Source organism: Clostridium sp. CF012 (assembly GCF_018861755.1).
Classification (GTDB): domain Bacteria; phylum Bacillota; class Clostridia; order Clostridiales; family Clostridiaceae; genus Clostridium_AD.
Genome location: NZ_JAHLEF010000011.1, coordinates 30,934 through 47,640, shown reverse-complemented (window position 1 = coordinate 47,640; position 16,707 = coordinate 30,934). Strand labels below are relative to the sequence as shown.

The following is a 16,707-nucleotide window of genomic DNA, read 5'->3' as shown; positions in this document are numbered from 1 at the left end:
TTATTTTATTTTTTACTTAAACCTTATAATTAACAAACAACAGCTAAAAATTATAGTATAAATGAAATTTAGAGTTATAGACTCTTTTGTGCCTTAAAAAAGCCTGTATCCTTAGTTATGTAAATTCCACCTTCTGTATCAATTTTATCTTTTAAATATTTGTTAAGATCTTGGAGTCTTTCACTATTAAAACTTTCACGTACATTTCCTGGCATTGAAAACATATAATCAATAATAGACGCTTTCTCTGTAACAATTAAATTATCCTCATATCTTTTCATTTCTATATTATCAAACCATTTTTTTAACTTTTCAGCACCGTTTTCTAGTTTAAACCTTGAAGTAATATCTGAGCTTTTAATATCCATTGTTTCTGAATTAAACTTATACATAATATCTCTAATTTCCATCATATGATTTTGTCCGACAGTAGAGCAGTAAAGATATCCATCGGGCTTTAATACTCTATATATTTCTGACAGCGCCTTTTGAATGTTATTCACATGATAAAGCATATGGTTTGCTATTACAACATCAAAGCTACCCTCATCATAAGGTATATCCTCCGCATCTATAATTTGAAACTTAAAACCTTGTGATTGTTTTCCTAAGTTTATCTTAGCATCACTTAGCATCCCTCTTGAAAATTCACTTAATGTAATATCTAAGTCACTGGGGATTCTATCTTTGTTTTTCTCCCACAAATTGGCATCTCCACATCCAAGTTCAAGAATAGTACATTTTTTAGGTAGATTTATTTGATCAAAATACCATCTCATCCATCCATACTTATTTACACTAAACATCTCATGAATGTTTATCCTAGCTCTTAAATTTGATGCATTTTCATACTGCTCAATTAGCCTTTTATCCGAATTAATTACATTAATAATGTTTGTAAACTTATCCCAACTTACATTCTGTTTATTTTCCATATCAATAGCTTCATCAATGGCCTTTATTACTTTAAAAGTATGCGAAGCTCTTTGTTTCATAATTTTCTTTTGTATTTCTAAGGATTTTACGAAGTTTTCATCTGTGACCTCATTTTCAGTTATTTTCTTGATTTCAAGAAGAGAAAATCCAATGAATTTCAAGGTTAAAATTTGCTGAAGCCTTGCAAAGTCCTGACTACTATACAATCTGTGCCCTGATGCGTTGTAGGAACTGGGTTTCATTAAACTAATTTTATCATAATACCTAAGAGTTCTTAAGGTAACACCTGCTTTATCTGCAAATTCACCAATTGTGAAAAAATGTGATTCATTACTTTTCAATGTCATCACCCCTTATGCAACTTGGATGGTAAATATCATATGAATTACCCTTCTATAGGTATATTAACACATTACGTTACGTCATGTGCAATAGTTTTTTGAAAAAAAAATTTAAAGATTTTTTTTAATCCCATTTAATTCCTTGTAATGCTTCTTTGGAGATGATCCGAACATCTTCTTAAAGGCTCTAAAAAAACTAGAATAATCTCCAAATCCACATTCATCGCATACTTCTGTTATTGACTTACCTTTATTTATCAGTGCATTTGACATGATTAGTCTTTTTTGAATTATGTAATTATGAATTGTATATCCTGTTTGTCTTTTAAATTCATGCATTAGATAATATTTACTCATATAAAACCTAATGGCTAGATTATCAATAGATAGTTCATCTCTAATGTTCTCATTTATATAGTCTAAAATAGCACCGATATTCTCATCATATTCAATATCATTTGTTTCTTTATTGTTTCCCATTCCCATATACAATCTATTTACAAAAACTAAAAGTTGTAAGATTAGTGATTTTTTTAATATATTACTTCCAAAATCACTGCTTTTACATTCATCCTCAAGATTAGATAATATACGTTTTATGTTATAGAGTGTTTCACTGTTAAGCCTAAGCATATTAAATTTTAATTTTACAGCCAGTTCAAAGCTGGCTAGTAAATTACAGTCATCAGTATTATATTTCTCTAAAAATCTAGAATTTACCCAAATAACTATACGTTCATAGGGCTTAGAATAATCTATTACAGGTTTATGTACCTCACTACTACTTACTAGAAGTATATCCCAAGGCTTCAATTTATAAGCCTTTCCTTCAATTAGATAGGTAACATTGCCTGATATAAAAATTATTACTTTATTAAACTCATGGTGATGAAATTCAAATTCCATATTTCTCTGATCTTTTAAATGGAATAGTTCAAAATCACTATTTAAATAACCACTTTTATTATTAAGCATATCCTTTTCGATTTTCATTATCTCCTCCTGCTAGCTCTCTTCTGTAATAACAATTGATAATTCTTCAGTAATTCAAGTAATTAATAGTTTCTTTTTATGTGATAATTTAATATTAGAGCACTTTTTGCAATGTTTCAAGCATTTCTAGCAATTAACATAGCAAAAATTATGAATATAATAAGTATATAGACATAATTTTGTAAAAGGGAGGACTAATTTTGAAAATAAAATATCTATTAAAAGGATTTCCCTATGAGGTTATTCAAGGCACGGATGAAATTAATATTCCTAATATTTCATGGGATTCAAGAAGGTTAAAACCAAATTCATTGTTCATTTGTGTTAAAAATAAAAATATTGATAGGCATAATTATGCACTTGAGGCTATTGAAGCTGGTGCTACTGCATTATTAATAGAACATAAAGTCGATAATATACCTAAAGGTATTACCGTAATAAAAGTTAAAAATACAAAGCTAGCTATGGCTATTATTGCAAATTGCTTTTATGGTGAACCATCAAAGAAACTGAATCTTATTGGAATTACTGGAACTAATGGTAAAACAACTGTAACGTTCTTTATAACAAAAATATTAGAATGCCTTGGACGTAAGGTTGGCATTATTAGTACTATTGAAAACCGCATTGGAAATGCCCCCTTAAAAACAGCAAAATTAAATCCTACAACTCCTGATTCCATTGAACTTCAATCCTCCTTTGCTGAAATGGTGGAAAATGATGTTACTGATGCTGTTATGGAAGTAACTTCTGTAGCCCTAGAACAGCTTAGAACTTATACGTGTGATTTTGATATAGGTATATTTACTAATTTAACGCAAGATCATTTAGATGAGCATGGCACAATGGAGAATTATAAGAAGGCAAAAATGAAGTTATTTAAAATGTGTAGATTTGGAATTATTAATGCTGATGATCCAGTATCACAAGATATAATCCAAAATTCTACTTGTGAAATTATCACCTACGGTATTAATACCACTGCTGATTTCATGGCAAAAGATATTAAGTATTCACAAGAAGGGGTATCTTTCACCTTGAATTTTTGTGATAATCATAAAAAAGTTAACCTTAATGTCCCAGGTAAATTTAATGTTTATAATGCCTTGAGTGCTATTGCCTCTTGTTATTTTTTAGGATTTCCGTTACACATAATTATTGCAGCATTAACCAATATTAATGGAGTTAAAGGAAGATTTGAAGTAGTTCCAAATGATAGTGGATATCTAGTTATTGTAGATTATGCACACACTCCAGATAGTCTTAAAAATATCTTAACGACATTTCGGCATGGAAAAGTGCTAACACAGAACAAACTCATTGTTGTGTTTGGCTGTGGTGGTGAAAGAGATAGTACAAAACGCCCTATCATGGGCGAAGTAGCAGGTACATTTGCAGACTACTGTGTTCTTACCTGCGATAACCCAAGAAAAGAATATCCTATTAGAATAATTGAAGAGATTGAAGAAGGAGTAGCAAGAACTACCTGCTCCTATGAAAAAATAGAAGATAGAAAAGTTGCAATTCATACTGCACTAAAAAAAGCTAATCCTTCAGATGTAGTTATTATTGCTGGAAAAGGTCATGAAAACTATCAGATATTAAAAGACAAAGTTATACACTTTGATGATGTAGAAGTGGTAAAGGAGTATTTCTCTCTTCAATCTTAACCCTATTAATATTAAATTATGAAGGTTTAAATTCTATTGTACAATTAATTCTTTCTTATCAACATTAGAATTATATAATAATCCTAAAAGAATTAATAACCCACCAATAATTTTACCTTTTGAAATAAAACCCACTCTAAAATAATCAATGAGTATCCCTGTAAATAGTTGCCCTATAAATATAAGCAAAGTGGTATATATTGTAGGAATTTTAGGAAGTACAATGTTAGAACTTGCAACCACCACTACTCCAAGTAGTCCACCTAGAAGTGCCCACCATGGTATTTTAGTAAAACTACTATAAGGCAAGTTGAAATTACTTTTTACTATAATCATAAGTAATATAGTAGTACTTAATCCTACAATATAGTTTATAAGCGTTCCTTGAAGCGTCCCTATTTTTTTAGCTAGATGTGAATTTATAATCATTGATATTATAGTAATACAGCCACAGAAAACCGCTAAAATTATATATAACATATTTTCCCTCCCCTTTCTAATATCTTATCATTGTAATTAGCCCAGATAATATTATAATAAATCCAATAACCTTTTTCTTATTAAATTTATAAATGTTCAAGCCGAATAGACCATAATGATCTATAAAACATGCTAATACTAATTGTCCAAAAATCCCAAGGGATAGTGTTAAGGAAGCTCCAAGGGAATTAAAACATACATTATTTAAAAAAACCACAAAAACTCCTATTAACCCACCACTAAACAAGTAAATTGGAATGTCTTTTTTAAACTTGAGTTTCTCCTTTTTTAATAATAAAATAATAATTAAAACAATAAGTCCCACTACATGAATTATTAATATTGATTTATATTGGTCTGTATAATTTGCTAAAACCCCATTAAAAGTAACCATTATAGCAATTAATATTCCTATTAATACCGCAGCTGCTTTATACATTTAGTTTCCTCCATTCTTTGATTGTTCATATGCCTCTTTGATAAGAGTAGCATAAAGGCTTATTCTTCTATATGACACATGTCATATTTTATTCAAATTTATTATACAAAAATAAAATAAACAATTATAATAAGACTTAGGTACATTGTGAAATAATTTTTATCTTCACAGAAAACAACAAGGGGGAACCACAAATGAAAAGGATATACGATCAATCTAAATTAGAGAATTACATAGAAAAATATAATATTGAAGATTTCTTCGGAGTAAACATGAAAAAATATATGGAGTTACATATTTTTGATAAAGGTAGTCACATTGTAAAAACTAACGAACCCATAGATTATCTTTATTTTTTTGTTGAAGGAAAAGTAAAGGTTTATACTGTTCTGAAAAACGGAAAATCTTTGCTTTTCAGATTATATAAACCTCTAAACATAATTGGAGATGTTGAGTTTATAAATTGTGACACAGCTAATTCAAACATTGAAGCAATTAGCGAATGTTTGTGTATTGGAATATCAATGAAAAATCTAAGAAAATACGCTATTAATGACCCAACTTTTCTAAAATGTATGTGCACAAGCCTTGGTAAGAAATTTATTAGCTCCTCCATCGCCTCATCGATAAATATCCTTTATCCTCTAGAAAATAGATTATCAAGTTATCTTCTTGCAATAGCCCCTGAAAATAGTCAACATTCAAATTTAGATGGAGGCATTATAACAGATAAATTTACTGAAATGGCAGATTTGCTTGGAACAAGCTATAGACATTTAATTAGAACCATAAATAAGCTATGCCATGAAAACATAATAAGAAAAGAAAAAAATTCTATTGTCATCCTAAATATAATTGCCTTGGAAGAGCTTGCAGGTGATTTATATGAATAATGGGTGCATATTGTTATAAGCTTATCGCTTATAACAATATGCACCCATTTTTTTATTATTCTAAAATAGCAATGCTATTTCATACCATTCATTTTACCCTTTAGTGCCTTAACTCGCCCATTCACATAATTGATAAGTTCTTTTGGGTTCCCTTTTATCTCGTTTGGAGCGCTAGTAACCATGCTAATTATATCTAATTTGTTTCCTTTTATTTCTTTGGCAACTTCATAAGCTAAATACTTATTTTTCATTTTCCAATAAGTAATGTTAAATTGATCTGCTTGACGTTTGTTATAATGTCCTTTTTCAATGCCAAACTGAAATAAATCTGCTGCTGATTCTAATTCCTCTAAATCTTGGACCTCTAAAGTCTCATTAACTAAATCCTGAAATGTTTTCATTTTAGCTCTCCTTTTTAACAGGTAATATTATGGTTTGATTATATTATCATTGATAACTTAATATTGCCCAGTTGTTTGTTTTAAGAAAGTCACTCTTAAATAAATCTTTCCTACAACTTTTATATTCTAACACATATTAAAGAATATTTAAATTAGGTTTATAAACAAATTTTATAATTTCACAATCAGTAAAATATATTCAAATATTCCATTGTTTTATACTTACAATAATGGGACTTCACTGGTTTATATGAACTGTATGTGGTAAAATGAATCTGTTGAAGTATTATTTATTGTAAAATTTTATATATTTTTATTTTTTTAATATAGTCTTAATTACTTATTAACAGAATAAACAATGAATAACTACTTACTATTTTAAGGGGGCAACATATGCAATTCGAAAATGTAACTATCAAAACAAACTCTGAACTTAGGCGCTCTGCAAGAGAACAACTTAAGGGAAACTGGGGTACCGCTATTTTATTATGCCTTATATTCTCTATAATATGTGGCTCTCCTGGTCTTATCTTTTCTAAATTTAATCCTTACGCTGGCCAGATTTTTGGTATAATAATTGGTGGCCCACTAGCATTAGGTCTTAACACATGTTTCTTAAAGCTTGTTAGACATGAATCTTTTATGTTTGAAAATTTATTTGACGGTTTCAAAAACTTTTCTTCTTCTGTTATTGCGCAATTATTAATAACAATATTTGTTTTACTTTGGTCATTACTTCTTTTAATACCAGGAATAATAGCAGCTTATAGGTATTCTATGGTATTTTATGTATTAAGTGACAACCCACAAATAGGCGCAATGGAAGCTTTAAACAAAAGCAAAGAAATGATGCTAGGCTTTAAATGGAAGCTATTTTGCCTACATTTAACTTTCCTAGGTTGGGCATTACTTGGAATACTAACACTTGGAATAGGTTATTTGTGGTTAACACCATATGTCTACGGTGCTACTGCAAACTTCTATGAAAACTTAAAAACTACTCAGCAAAAGGAAATGTATTAACAATTTATCTAATACAATCATAAATTTATACTTTCCTGCACAATAATAAAAAAAGACTTGATGTAGATTAATATTTTATACTAATCTACATCAAGTCTCTTTTGGTAGCTTTGAAGGTTTTACAATCCGTCAATAAAAGTATCTAATTCATTTAAACTTACTTGAGTTTCAAATTTTTTCATAAAATATTTTTTTATTTCTTCCTTCAAATAATCACAATCTCCAATACTACTCTTACGAGCAGCATAATCCCTTAGAATTTCATATTCTTCTGCGGACATTAGATATCTGTATTGCTCATTAATAACCTTTAGACCCTCTAAGGTAATTGGGCGAGCTTTATTTTCCTCAACAACTACAATAGTGGATGCAACAAAGTCGCCAACTCTCTTATGCTGTTTTGTAAAAAATATTAATACCACACCTACACCAAAAATATCGAGGAACACTCTAAATAAATTTCTCAGTGCAGAGTGCTTAAGTGTTATAGGTTGCCCATTGTTTCTTATGGTTCTTATTCTAAAAACTTTTTTACCCAGTGTCATGCCATTCATACTTAGCTCCATTGCTATAAAATAGCCATAACTTATTAATGCAAAAACTAGTAGTGTTCCACCGATAATCCAGCCATAGTATTCTTCCCAAAAATTTGGAGAGAAGTTTCCTATGAGTAGTAGTGCAATTCCCAGCATCAACAGCATTCCGCCCTGAACTAGCATATCAATAAGTGCAGCGCCTGTTCGTGAACCTAGTCCCGCTAGTGTATATTCAACTTCTATGTTTTCTGGAGTTGTAATTTTAATTATTTGCATAGTACCCTCCAATCCTTTGTTTTATTATCTTTTTAAAAAATATTATCTACACCTTTTACAATATATGATAAAATAAGTATGAGGTGAAAATATTGAAAGAAGAACAATTCATTAAATTAAATTCTGATACTTGGAGAGAGCTTGAAACACTCTCCACAATAATAAATAAAAAGGGCCTTAAAATTCTACCCTCTAAAGATGTAAAAAAATTTCTAAGTATTTTTAGGCAAAGCAGTCATCATTTAGCTTATGCTAGAACCCATTACCCGAGTAGCAGTGTGGTGTCATATTTAAATTCACTAATTAATAAATGCCACAGCCATGTTTATCCAGTAAAAAAAATACCCCCAGGCATTTTATTAAAATACATTGCTCGAGATTTTCCAAGACTTTTAAAGGAGTATAGATGGTTTATAATATGTTCCTTTTCTTTCTTTGCTGTTGGTTTTCTACTCAGTATGCTATTAGTTCTAGTAAACGTTGATAATGCCAGTATGTTTCTTCCTGAAAATCTAATTGCAACTATAAAAAGCGGAAAATCCGGAGGTGGCCAGTGGAACTATCCCTTAATGTCTAGTTATATTATGGTAAATAATATTTCAGTTTCCTTAAAAGCTTTCGTTATGGGTATAAGTCTTGGAATAGGAACAATCTATGTTCTGTTTTTTAACGGTGCATTACTTGGAGCCCTAACAGCCTTAGTTTATACTTATGGTAATCCTATGAACTATTGGTCTCTTATTCTTCCTCATGGAATAATTGAGCTCACGGCTATCTTTATTTCAGGTGCTGCAGGACTTATAATTGCTAAAAGCATATTACTTCCTGGCGATTATTCTAGAAGGCATTCACTTATAAAGGGTGCAAAAGAATCTATTTCTCTAATAATTGGTGTAATCTTTATGCTTGTAATTGCAGGAATTATAGAAGGTTTCTTTACGCCACTGAATATTTCTGAAATATCAAAACTGATTTTTGCAGCTATATCTGGTGTACTATTAATATTATATTTTTCTATTCCTTACTTGATAAAAAATAATATCTAGAGAAGTTTGTATTTATGGACAAACTTCTCTATTTTTTATAAATAAGTGCGGTTTTTAACTTGAATATATTTATTTACCACAGTGTATTCTAATTTTTCCGGTGCACATTCAATACAAAGGATTCCTTTTCTATTTAAAAGGTTTATTATCTTACGTCTTTCATCAATAATTTCTAGAGCAACACCTTTATTGAATAAATCCTCTTTGTTTTTTATTTTTAATGAACTTATTAATTCTATGCTTTCATTTTTTATAAGAATAATTACCACTAGATTATTCTTTGAAATAGCTGGTAGAACTTTAAGTATACTTTCTGTTTCCTCTACTGTATTAAAATCTGTAAAAAAGAATACAATACTTCTATGACGCTCCTTCTTTTTTAAGTAATAAAAAGCGACCTCATAGTTAGAAGTTTGATTAGTATTATCAATGTGGTAAAGAGCCTCCATGATTTTGCCTCTATGTCCAGGTCCTTTACCAGGGATTATCATATTGTCTACTTTGGTATTAAATACCATGAGTCCTGACTTATCACCATTTTGATTAACTATATCTGAGAGTACTAGCGCTGTATTAACAACTAAATCAAGCTTTCTAAAACCTCTAACGCTATAACTCATAGCCCGCCCGGTATCAATTAATATATGAACATGCTGATCTTTTTCAGGTTCATATTGATTTAATATTGGTTTATCCCCTCTAGCCGTTGCCTTCCAGTTGATTTTTCTATACTCATCACCTGCTACATATTCTCTTAAACTTTCAAAGGATGTACCCTTCCCAATAGTTTTTAATGTCTTTTGACCCTGCTTAAAGGATCTGTTGTTACACATGTTAAGCCTGTATTTGCGAAGGTTTTCCATGTTGGGGTAAACCTTATAATCCCCAGGGATCACTACCTTGAAAATCTTTGTACAAAGCTTCAATCTTCCTTCACATTTAACATGAATATTTTCAAAAGTAAAGGCTCCACGCTTAGTAGGATATACCATGTATTTAAAATCAGTCTTTTCCCTAGGCATAACCCTACCTTTCATTGTAGCAGTTTCAGTTTCAAAATGAAAATCTGGAATTTCATCCTTAATCTCCAAATAAAGTGCATAATTACTCTTATTAAAAACTTGAATACTTATAGCTCCACTTTCATATATTGACAACTTATCATCACCGTTCCGCAAAAGTGTTATATCCCTTTCATCTATGGAAATAAAGTAATCAATTATTAGCAGTGCCGCACATATTAGATTATAAATTATTAGCATTGTAAAGGAATTTTTTAAAAATAGTGCTAATATAAGAAGCACAATCCCACCACATAACAAATATACAAATTGCTTAGTAATACCCAATGCTATCCCCCACTCTCTATCTAGGTACTTTTACTTTAGACAGTATATCTATAAGTACCTGTTTTGGCATAATCCCCTCAAGCTCTAATTCTGGCTTTAAAGTTATACGGTGCATTAGTGTTGGTATTGCCATTTTTTTTATATCCTCAGGAATTACGTAATCACGACCACAAATAGCAGCACAAGCTTTAGAACACTGAAGAAGTGCAATACTTCCTCTAGGGGAACTTCCGATTTCAATAATAGGATTATTTCTAGTTTCATAGACAATATTCACTATGTATTCCATAAGAGCTTCATCTACTTTAACCTTTTGAATTTCGTCTTTGCATTTTAATATATCTTCTGCATTACAAACCCTTTGTAAATTACACTTATCTAAATCTATATTTGAAAATCCATCATTGTGGCGCCTTAGAATTTCTTTTTCTGCAACAGTTGAAGGATAATCAATTATGATTTTCATCATAAACCTATCTACAAGTGCTTCTGGCAGTGAATAAGTGCCTTCATACTCTAGTGGATTTTGCGTTGCGAATATCATAAAAGGTGCCTTTAGGGCAAACATCTCTCCATCAATTGAAACAGTGCTCTCAGACATTGCTTCAAGTAATCCTGCCTGTGTTTTCGGAGGAGTACGATTAATTTCGTCTGCTAAAATAAAGTTTGTAAAAATAGGACCTTTTTTAAGTTCAAATTCCCTTGTTTGCATGTTAAATACCTTTGTACCTGTTACGTCTGATGGCATTAAATCTGGTGTAAACTGAATCCTTTTAAAATCCACTGAGAGTGTCTTAGATAGTGCTCTTACCATCAAAGTCTTTGCAACACCTGGAAATCCTTCTAGTAGCACATGGCCCCCAGAAAATAAGCTTATTAATGAGTATTCAATTAGTTCATCCTGCTCTACTATAACTTTCTTTAATTCTAAATTTATCTTTTCTACAAGTTTTCGTGTAGTGTCTTTTTCAAGGTTTTCCAATTCGTATCGCTCCTTTTATCCAAAATATTATTAAGATGTTCTATCATAGTTACTATTTTAATGTATTCTTTTGGCCTAATTTTGTTTTTTTTATATTTCATAAATTCATAAACACTTCTAGCTTGATTTAGAGATGGTATCTTCTCTTTTTCCCAATACTCTAACCAGTCTTCACTACTCCCCACACCCGCAAATCCTTTTAAAAAGTTCTTATAATAGTTATCCACTATTAAATCATAACATTTAGCTTGCCTATAAACAGAAGCAGCTGAATACAGGTACTCATTTTCACTTCTTTCTACCTCTTCATATAGTGGTATGTTTTTTCCAAACCCTTTTCCCTTATAATAAAAGAATGCTGCTAAAGCTATAATTATTTGATACATTATATATTTTATTTCTATAGGCGCTGCATCCCACAGTGATTTGGTACTAGCTGCTGAAAACAAATAGGATTCGTTAAAGTATATTTTTTCATAGGATAATTTGCTTATTTCTTTAAGTAGTTCATATGCAGGAGTAGTATCTTTAATAAGTGTTTTATTTGTCATAAAATCTGCATCAACATTTATTATTCTACCCTTATGATATATATATTGTTTTATATTCCCTTTTGTCTCTACTGGCGCTGCGTATCCAATGTTTGGCTCGCTCTCTGGGGTAAGATAAATCAATATTCCACCCTTTTCTACCCATTGCTTTACCTCCTGGTTATTTATATTAAATTTTCCTCCAGGTGGTATTATCTGTATACTATTGTTTTGGTACTCATTCAGGGTCACTAATGCTTTTTCCACTGGATAATCAAGTTGCTTTAAGGCTTCATAAAACACACTATATCCCATTTTAGACTTATTTACTACAGAATATGAGGGCTGGCTTTTTTCCATTCTATAAGAGATATAAAAGGCTAAAAAAAGGAATACAGGAACAATTAAAATAAATAATATTAAATCCTTATTAGTTTTTTTCTTCATAAGCTATCACCTCATTCCAAATCAGATTAATGTTTTGGAAAGCCTTATCATAAGTTTCCCTATTATAAACCTGATGCCCATACCAGGATGAATTAAAGTCATTTATTATATACTCAAATATTAAGGACATAGTAAATTTATTTTTCTTTAAATATTGATAAATTTCTTCATTGGTTTTAGTTTCATCAAGGTAGATAATATTCTTTTCATGCATGAGCAGCAGAATAGCAATAAAATCATATCTAATAGCTCCTCTAAAATCTCCCTTTTCTCCAAATTCCTTTGCTGTACTTCTTAAACTGCTTGGAGTGGTTTTGTTACTGATTTTTTCTCCTAAAATCTCTTTAATTCTTGATTTTCTTTCAAAGGTTTTGCATGCTTTTACAATTATTATCACCACTATTATAAAAATCAATAATAATCCAATAATTGTTAATATATTAGCTAAATTATTTGATACAGAATCTGGAGATGATATGTTTGAAATAGTTTTTTTTATCATTTTAACTATCCACTGACTTACACTCTCCTTAATTTTTGTAATAAAATCTAATAAATTATTTTTTAAATGTTTATATTCAGAGCCTTGAAGTATATTATTAATGGTTGTATCAAACTCTTTGTTAGATGGAGTCATTATACTGAGTACTTTCACACAACTGCTCCTTTTCTTCACACTTTTGTATTTTATTAAGCCTTAGTGTAATATCATAGCCTTCTTTTTTAAATCTCTGGTTATAATATAAGTAGGTTAACATGATTGTCCCTATGGGAGATATAACTAGCCATGATAAAATGCTAATAGGCCATGAGGAATAATTATATGCCATAGTAGCAAAGCTCATAAAATCCTGTTGAATATTTAAGAACTCTAAAATCATAAAAACTACGCTAGCCACTACTCCAAAAAAACTTTGAAGGGAATATATAATTGCATATACACTTAAGTTGAATAAGATAGTACATCCTAGTATTTTAAAGTAATCTCCTTTGATAAGATTATAACTACGTTTTAATGCAGCAAAGACTCCTTTGTTTTCTAAAGCCACTGCATGAAATGAAAAAGAGAATATAGTGATATAAGCTAGAACAGATATAATCAGAAGTAATGCAAATATAATCATTAGAATTATTGTACTTATTCCATAGTTATCATACATTCCAAACCATAGCAATGGTTGCTGTAATCTATTATAAAATACGTAGCCTATAGCAGCAAAAACGCCAAGAATAGGAAGAAATAATACCATTTCCATTAATATAACTCCTAAAACCGCAAAAAAATTTTTAAAAGAGGCACCAACAGCCTGACTTGCATAAATTCTAACCTCCAAGAATTCTTGACTAGATATCTTAATTAATCCTATCTTAAAACTCATTATAAAAGTAAAAATTCCTATACCTATTATTGAAGAAAGAATTACAAGTAGTGCAGGGCTTAAATTAAGTCCTAGAGCTATTGCTACTAAAACGCCTCCTACAATAATTGCCCCAATGATTCCAATAAAACACAGCACCCCGTAGGCAAGATTAAAAGTAATTATTGTTTTTATGTATTTTTTTAAAGCTTCTATAGCTTTATCCATTATTTCTGTAAGACTCATTGTGCTCATGCCACATCTCCTTTCAAAAATATTTACTACAAATTTGATAAACTAGAAATATTAGCCTCTAATTCATAAAATAAAAACCAAGTTGTCCTTTCAGCATGTCCAACTTGGTTTGACCTACTATTTATTAGTATCCATATACTAGAAGATAGATTATCATTAAGCAGTTTCATCTACTAATTTATTCACAGCAATATTAACTTTTTTTGATGCTGCTATTTGGATACCAGATTGCTTATCAATATTGTTAATTTCACTATTTATATTTGTTATTTCCTTTGATAATTTTGTCAATATAACGTTTATTTCTTTTGCAAATTCTCCACTGTTGTTTGCTAATTTTTGGACTTCCATAGCAACCACAGAGAAACCTTTACCATGTTCTCCGGCTCTCGCTGACTCAATAGATGCGTTAATTCCTAAAATTTTTGTTTGTTTGGATATATCGTTAAAATACTTAATAATCTTATCGCTTTCTGCTATATGTTGTTTAGATAAATTTATTGAGTTCATTAAATTAGTACTAACATCGTGAATACTATTTACCGAGGAAGATATATCATTTAATTCACTTTGAATTATTTCTGAAGTGCCTTTAATAATGTTTATGTCTTTATTTATTTTTTCAACTCTCTGTGCATCCTTTTTAACTAGCATACTCAACAAAAGCGCTGATTTTGAATCAATTATTGTGCATTTATTTTCGAACTTTTCTTTTAAAATGTTTCTTAAATTCTCATTACCAGTAACTTCAATAATAATATCTGTTTTGTTTGCATTAATATCTTCTACATTTTGCGAAAAAGCAATTTTCAAAGTCTTAGCCAATTCCACTCCTGGAGCATTTAAATTTTTGTCAATAATCATTTCAATTTTTATATCTTCTAAATGAATTAGTGAACTTAATATTTCACACCCACCTGTGCCAGCGCCAACGATTACAATATTCAAAAGAACCCCTCTTTTCTCAACGAATTTTTACAAAATAACATAATTTTTTATATATAATTTTAGTAAAATCTTATATTATTGTAACATGTAAACATTTTATTCTCAATATAAACCATATTAATTTTTTCAAATAATCATTAGTTATTTTTCTTCAATAGATAAGGCAGATAATATACCTATCTGCCTTATCGTTCATTACATGTATCCACTAAAGGTAGATAGTAATTACTATTTATTTGCTTTTTCTACCCTAATAGCTTTTCCCTTTATTGTCCCATTTTTAAGGGTTTCTAATACTAGCGTGCCCTTTCCTCCCATAATATCTACATGAGAGAAATTATCTTGAATATCTATAATTCCTATATCCTCAGCACTTACTCCCTCAATATTGCAAATAGTTCCTACAATATCTACAGTTCTTATCTTTTTCTTTTTACCTGCACTGAGATACAATTTCATTATATCACTGCTAAAATTAGATGCTTTAGTCTTTTTAAGAATAGGCTTAGTATCATGTTTTTCGTAAAATGCCTGTCTGTACGGCTCTGATTCTTCCTTAGATGGAACTACCGCTTTAGGTATCTCCATACCAATATACTGCTGTATTGCTTTTAAAAATTTATTTTCATAATGAGTGGCAAAGGTTATAGCTTTTCCTTTTTTTCCGGCACGTCCTGTTCTACCGATTCTATGCACGTAATTACCTATTTCTAGTGGTAAATCATAATTTATAATATGAGTTATGTTTTCCACATCAATTCCTCTAGCAGCAACATCTGTAGCCACTAAGAATCTAAATTCACCTTTTTTAAATCTTTCCATTGCATCTAATCTATCATTTTGAAGCATTCCTCCATGTATCTTAATACATGAATAATAACGATTTTTCATTTGAGCAGTTATTGCATCAACATTTTCTTTTGTTCTACAAAATACTATGCAAGAATCTGGACTTTCAATATAAAGTATTCTTTTAAGCGCACTGAATTTCTTATCTTCCTCTACTTCATAGCAAACTTGATCAATTTTATCAACGGTTAAATTCTCAGGGTTTATTTCTATTTTAACGGGATTCACCATGTATTTAATACAAATTGCTTCAATAGATTCTGGTATTGTGGCTGAGAATAACATAGTAACTCTATTTTTAGGAACAGCCTTAATAACCTCTTCTACTTGTTCTATAAATCCCATGCTAAGCATTTCATCTGCTTCGTCTAATATTAAATATTTCACCTTAGCTAGATTAATAGTACCTCTTTCGATATGATCTAAGGTTCTTCCAGGCGTACCAACTACTACGTGCACCCTTTGCTTTAACTGTTTTACTTGCATTGCTATAGGTTGTTTTCCAAAAACAGCTATAGCTCTAATCTTTTTATACCTACCGATTTGTGTTATATCCTGACTTACTTGAAGGGCAAGTTCTCTAGTAGGAGTTAATATTAGTGCTTGAGGCTCTGTTTCCTCTATATCTGCACTTTCACAAAGTGGAATAGCAAAAGCTGCTGTTTTTCCACTACCTGTTTGTGATTTTACTATGATATCTTTACCTTTTAGAGCTATAGGTATTACTGCAGCTTGCACCTCTGAAGGGTTTATATACCCTAAATTAACAATTGCTTTTATTATCTCTTCACTAATATTAAATTCCTCAAATTTTACGTTACTCATTTTAACTTCCTCTCTTGTTTCATATATAATTTTTAAGCATAACTTAAATATATTTTCAATTCATAAGTTTATATTATACCATGATTAATTACATAATTTCTATTATAAATTTTAATATAGGACAAATTTA

Annotated in this window: 17 protein-coding genes; 4 read left to right on the top strand and 13 right to left on the bottom strand. The window is 30.1% G+C overall.

The genetic code is table 11. The annotated features are described in order from the left end of the window. Window positions 1-74: 74 nt before the first annotated feature. Both KPL50_RS12090 and KPL50_RS12085 read right to left on the bottom strand, forming a co-directional pair. On the bottom strand, window positions 75-1,277 hold the full coding sequence (locus KPL50_RS12090) for a methyltransferase domain-containing protein (RefSeq protein ID WP_375372921.1): 1,203 nt from the start codon (window positions 1,275-1,277) through the stop codon (window positions 75-77). 111 nt (window positions 1,278-1,388) lie between these two features. Continuing rightward, on the bottom strand, window positions 1,389-2,270 hold the full coding sequence (locus KPL50_RS12085) for an AraC family transcriptional regulator (protein WP_253200590.1): 882 nt from the start codon (window positions 2,268-2,270) through the stop codon (window positions 1,389-1,391). Between the two features lie 200 nt (window positions 2,271-2,470). On the opposite strand from KPL50_RS12085, the gene KPL50_RS12080 reads away from it, so the two are divergent. Continuing rightward, window positions 2,471-3,940, top strand: coding sequence for a UDP-N-acetylmuramoyl-L-alanyl-D-glutamate--2,6-diaminopimelate ligase (locus KPL50_RS12080; RefSeq protein WP_216298727.1), 1,470 nt, complete (start codon window positions 2,471-2,473; stop codon window positions 3,938-3,940). Between the two features lie 33 nt (window positions 3,941-3,973). Here KPL50_RS12080 and KPL50_RS12075 read toward each other — a convergent pair whose 3' ends face one another. Further along, entirely contained in the window at window positions 3,974-4,420 is a 447-nt protein-coding gene (locus tag KPL50_RS12075; protein WP_216298726.1) for a DMT family transporter, read from the bottom strand. A gap of 16 nt (window positions 4,421-4,436) precedes the next feature. Beyond that, the gene (locus KPL50_RS12070; protein ID WP_216298725.1) at window positions 4,437-4,859 is read right to left on the bottom strand and encodes a DMT family transporter; all 423 of its coding nucleotides are present in this window, start codon (window positions 4,857-4,859) and stop codon (window positions 4,437-4,439) included. Window positions 4,860-5,053: 194 nt separating this feature from the next. Here KPL50_RS12070 and KPL50_RS12065 point away from each other — a divergent pair, with 194 nt between their 5' ends. Further along, the gene (locus KPL50_RS12065) at window positions 5,054-5,752 is read left to right on the top strand and encodes a cyclic nucleotide-binding domain-containing protein (protein ID WP_216298724.1); all 699 of its coding nucleotides are present in this window, start codon (window positions 5,054-5,056) and stop codon (window positions 5,750-5,752) included. A 74-nt stretch (window positions 5,753-5,826) separates the two neighbouring features. On the opposite strand, the gene KPL50_RS12060 is transcribed toward KPL50_RS12065, so the two are convergent. After that, window positions 5,827-6,153: a hypothetical protein gene (locus KPL50_RS12060; protein WP_216298723.1), complete on the bottom strand. Its 327-nt coding sequence runs from the start codon at window positions 6,151-6,153 to the stop codon at window positions 5,827-5,829. A 393-nt stretch (window positions 6,154-6,546) separates the two neighbouring features. On the opposite strand from KPL50_RS12060, the gene KPL50_RS12055 reads away from it, so the two are divergent. Further along, window positions 6,547-7,176, top strand: a complete 630-nt coding sequence (locus KPL50_RS12055; RefSeq protein WP_216298722.1) for a DUF975 family protein — start codon at window positions 6,547-6,549, stop codon at window positions 7,174-7,176. 119 nt (window positions 7,177-7,295) lie between these two features. Here KPL50_RS12055 and KPL50_RS12050 read toward each other — a convergent pair whose 3' ends face one another. Further along, window positions 7,296-7,988: an RDD family protein gene (locus tag KPL50_RS12050; protein WP_216298721.1), complete on the bottom strand. Its 693-nt coding sequence runs from the start codon at window positions 7,986-7,988 to the stop codon at window positions 7,296-7,298. A gap of 92 nt (window positions 7,989-8,080) precedes the next feature. Here KPL50_RS12050 and KPL50_RS12045 point away from each other — a divergent pair, with 92 nt between their 5' ends. After that, window positions 8,081-9,034: a stage II sporulation protein M gene (locus KPL50_RS12045; RefSeq protein ID WP_216298720.1), complete on the top strand. Its 954-nt coding sequence runs from the start codon at window positions 8,081-8,083 to the stop codon at window positions 9,032-9,034. Window positions 9,035-9,069: 35 nt separating this feature from the next. Here KPL50_RS12045 and KPL50_RS12040 read toward each other — a convergent pair whose 3' ends face one another. The 7 genes from KPL50_RS12040 to KPL50_RS12010 form a co-directional block, all read right to left on the bottom strand. Beyond that, window positions 9,070-10,383: a DUF58 domain-containing protein gene (locus KPL50_RS12040; protein WP_216298719.1), complete on the bottom strand. Its 1,314-nt coding sequence runs from the start codon at window positions 10,381-10,383 to the stop codon at window positions 9,070-9,072. Window positions 10,384-10,399: 16 nt separating this feature from the next. Next, window positions 10,400-11,365 carry a MoxR family ATPase gene (locus KPL50_RS12035; protein ID WP_216298718.1) on the bottom strand — a complete coding sequence of 322 codons (966 nt, stop codon included), beginning with the start codon at window positions 11,363-11,365 and terminating at the stop codon, window positions 10,400-10,402. Next, the gene (locus KPL50_RS12030; protein WP_216298717.1) at window positions 11,326-12,342 is read right to left on the bottom strand and encodes a DUF4350 domain-containing protein; all 1,017 of its coding nucleotides are present in this window, start codon (window positions 12,340-12,342) and stop codon (window positions 11,326-11,328) included. Before KPL50_RS12030 ends, KPL50_RS12035 begins: the two co-directional genes overlap by 40 nt. Then, window positions 12,326-12,997: a hypothetical protein gene (locus KPL50_RS12025; protein ID WP_216298716.1), complete on the bottom strand. Its 672-nt coding sequence runs from the start codon at window positions 12,995-12,997 to the stop codon at window positions 12,326-12,328. Before KPL50_RS12025 ends, KPL50_RS12030 begins: the two co-directional genes overlap by 17 nt. After that, the gene (locus KPL50_RS12020) at window positions 12,966-13,955 is read right to left on the bottom strand and encodes a hypothetical protein (RefSeq protein WP_216298715.1); all 990 of its coding nucleotides are present in this window, start codon (window positions 13,953-13,955) and stop codon (window positions 12,966-12,968) included. Before KPL50_RS12020 ends, KPL50_RS12025 begins: the two co-directional genes overlap by 32 nt. Before the next feature lie 156 nt (window positions 13,956-14,111). Beyond that, on the bottom strand, window positions 14,112-14,903 hold the full coding sequence (locus KPL50_RS12015) for a methyl-accepting chemotaxis protein (RefSeq protein WP_216298714.1): 792 nt from the start codon (window positions 14,901-14,903) through the stop codon (window positions 14,112-14,114). Between the two features lie 228 nt (window positions 14,904-15,131). Then, on the bottom strand, window positions 15,132-16,577 hold the full coding sequence (locus tag KPL50_RS12010; RefSeq protein WP_216298713.1) for a DEAD/DEAH box helicase: 1,446 nt from the start codon (window positions 16,575-16,577) through the stop codon (window positions 15,132-15,134). Window positions 16,578-16,707 lie beyond the last annotated feature (130 nt).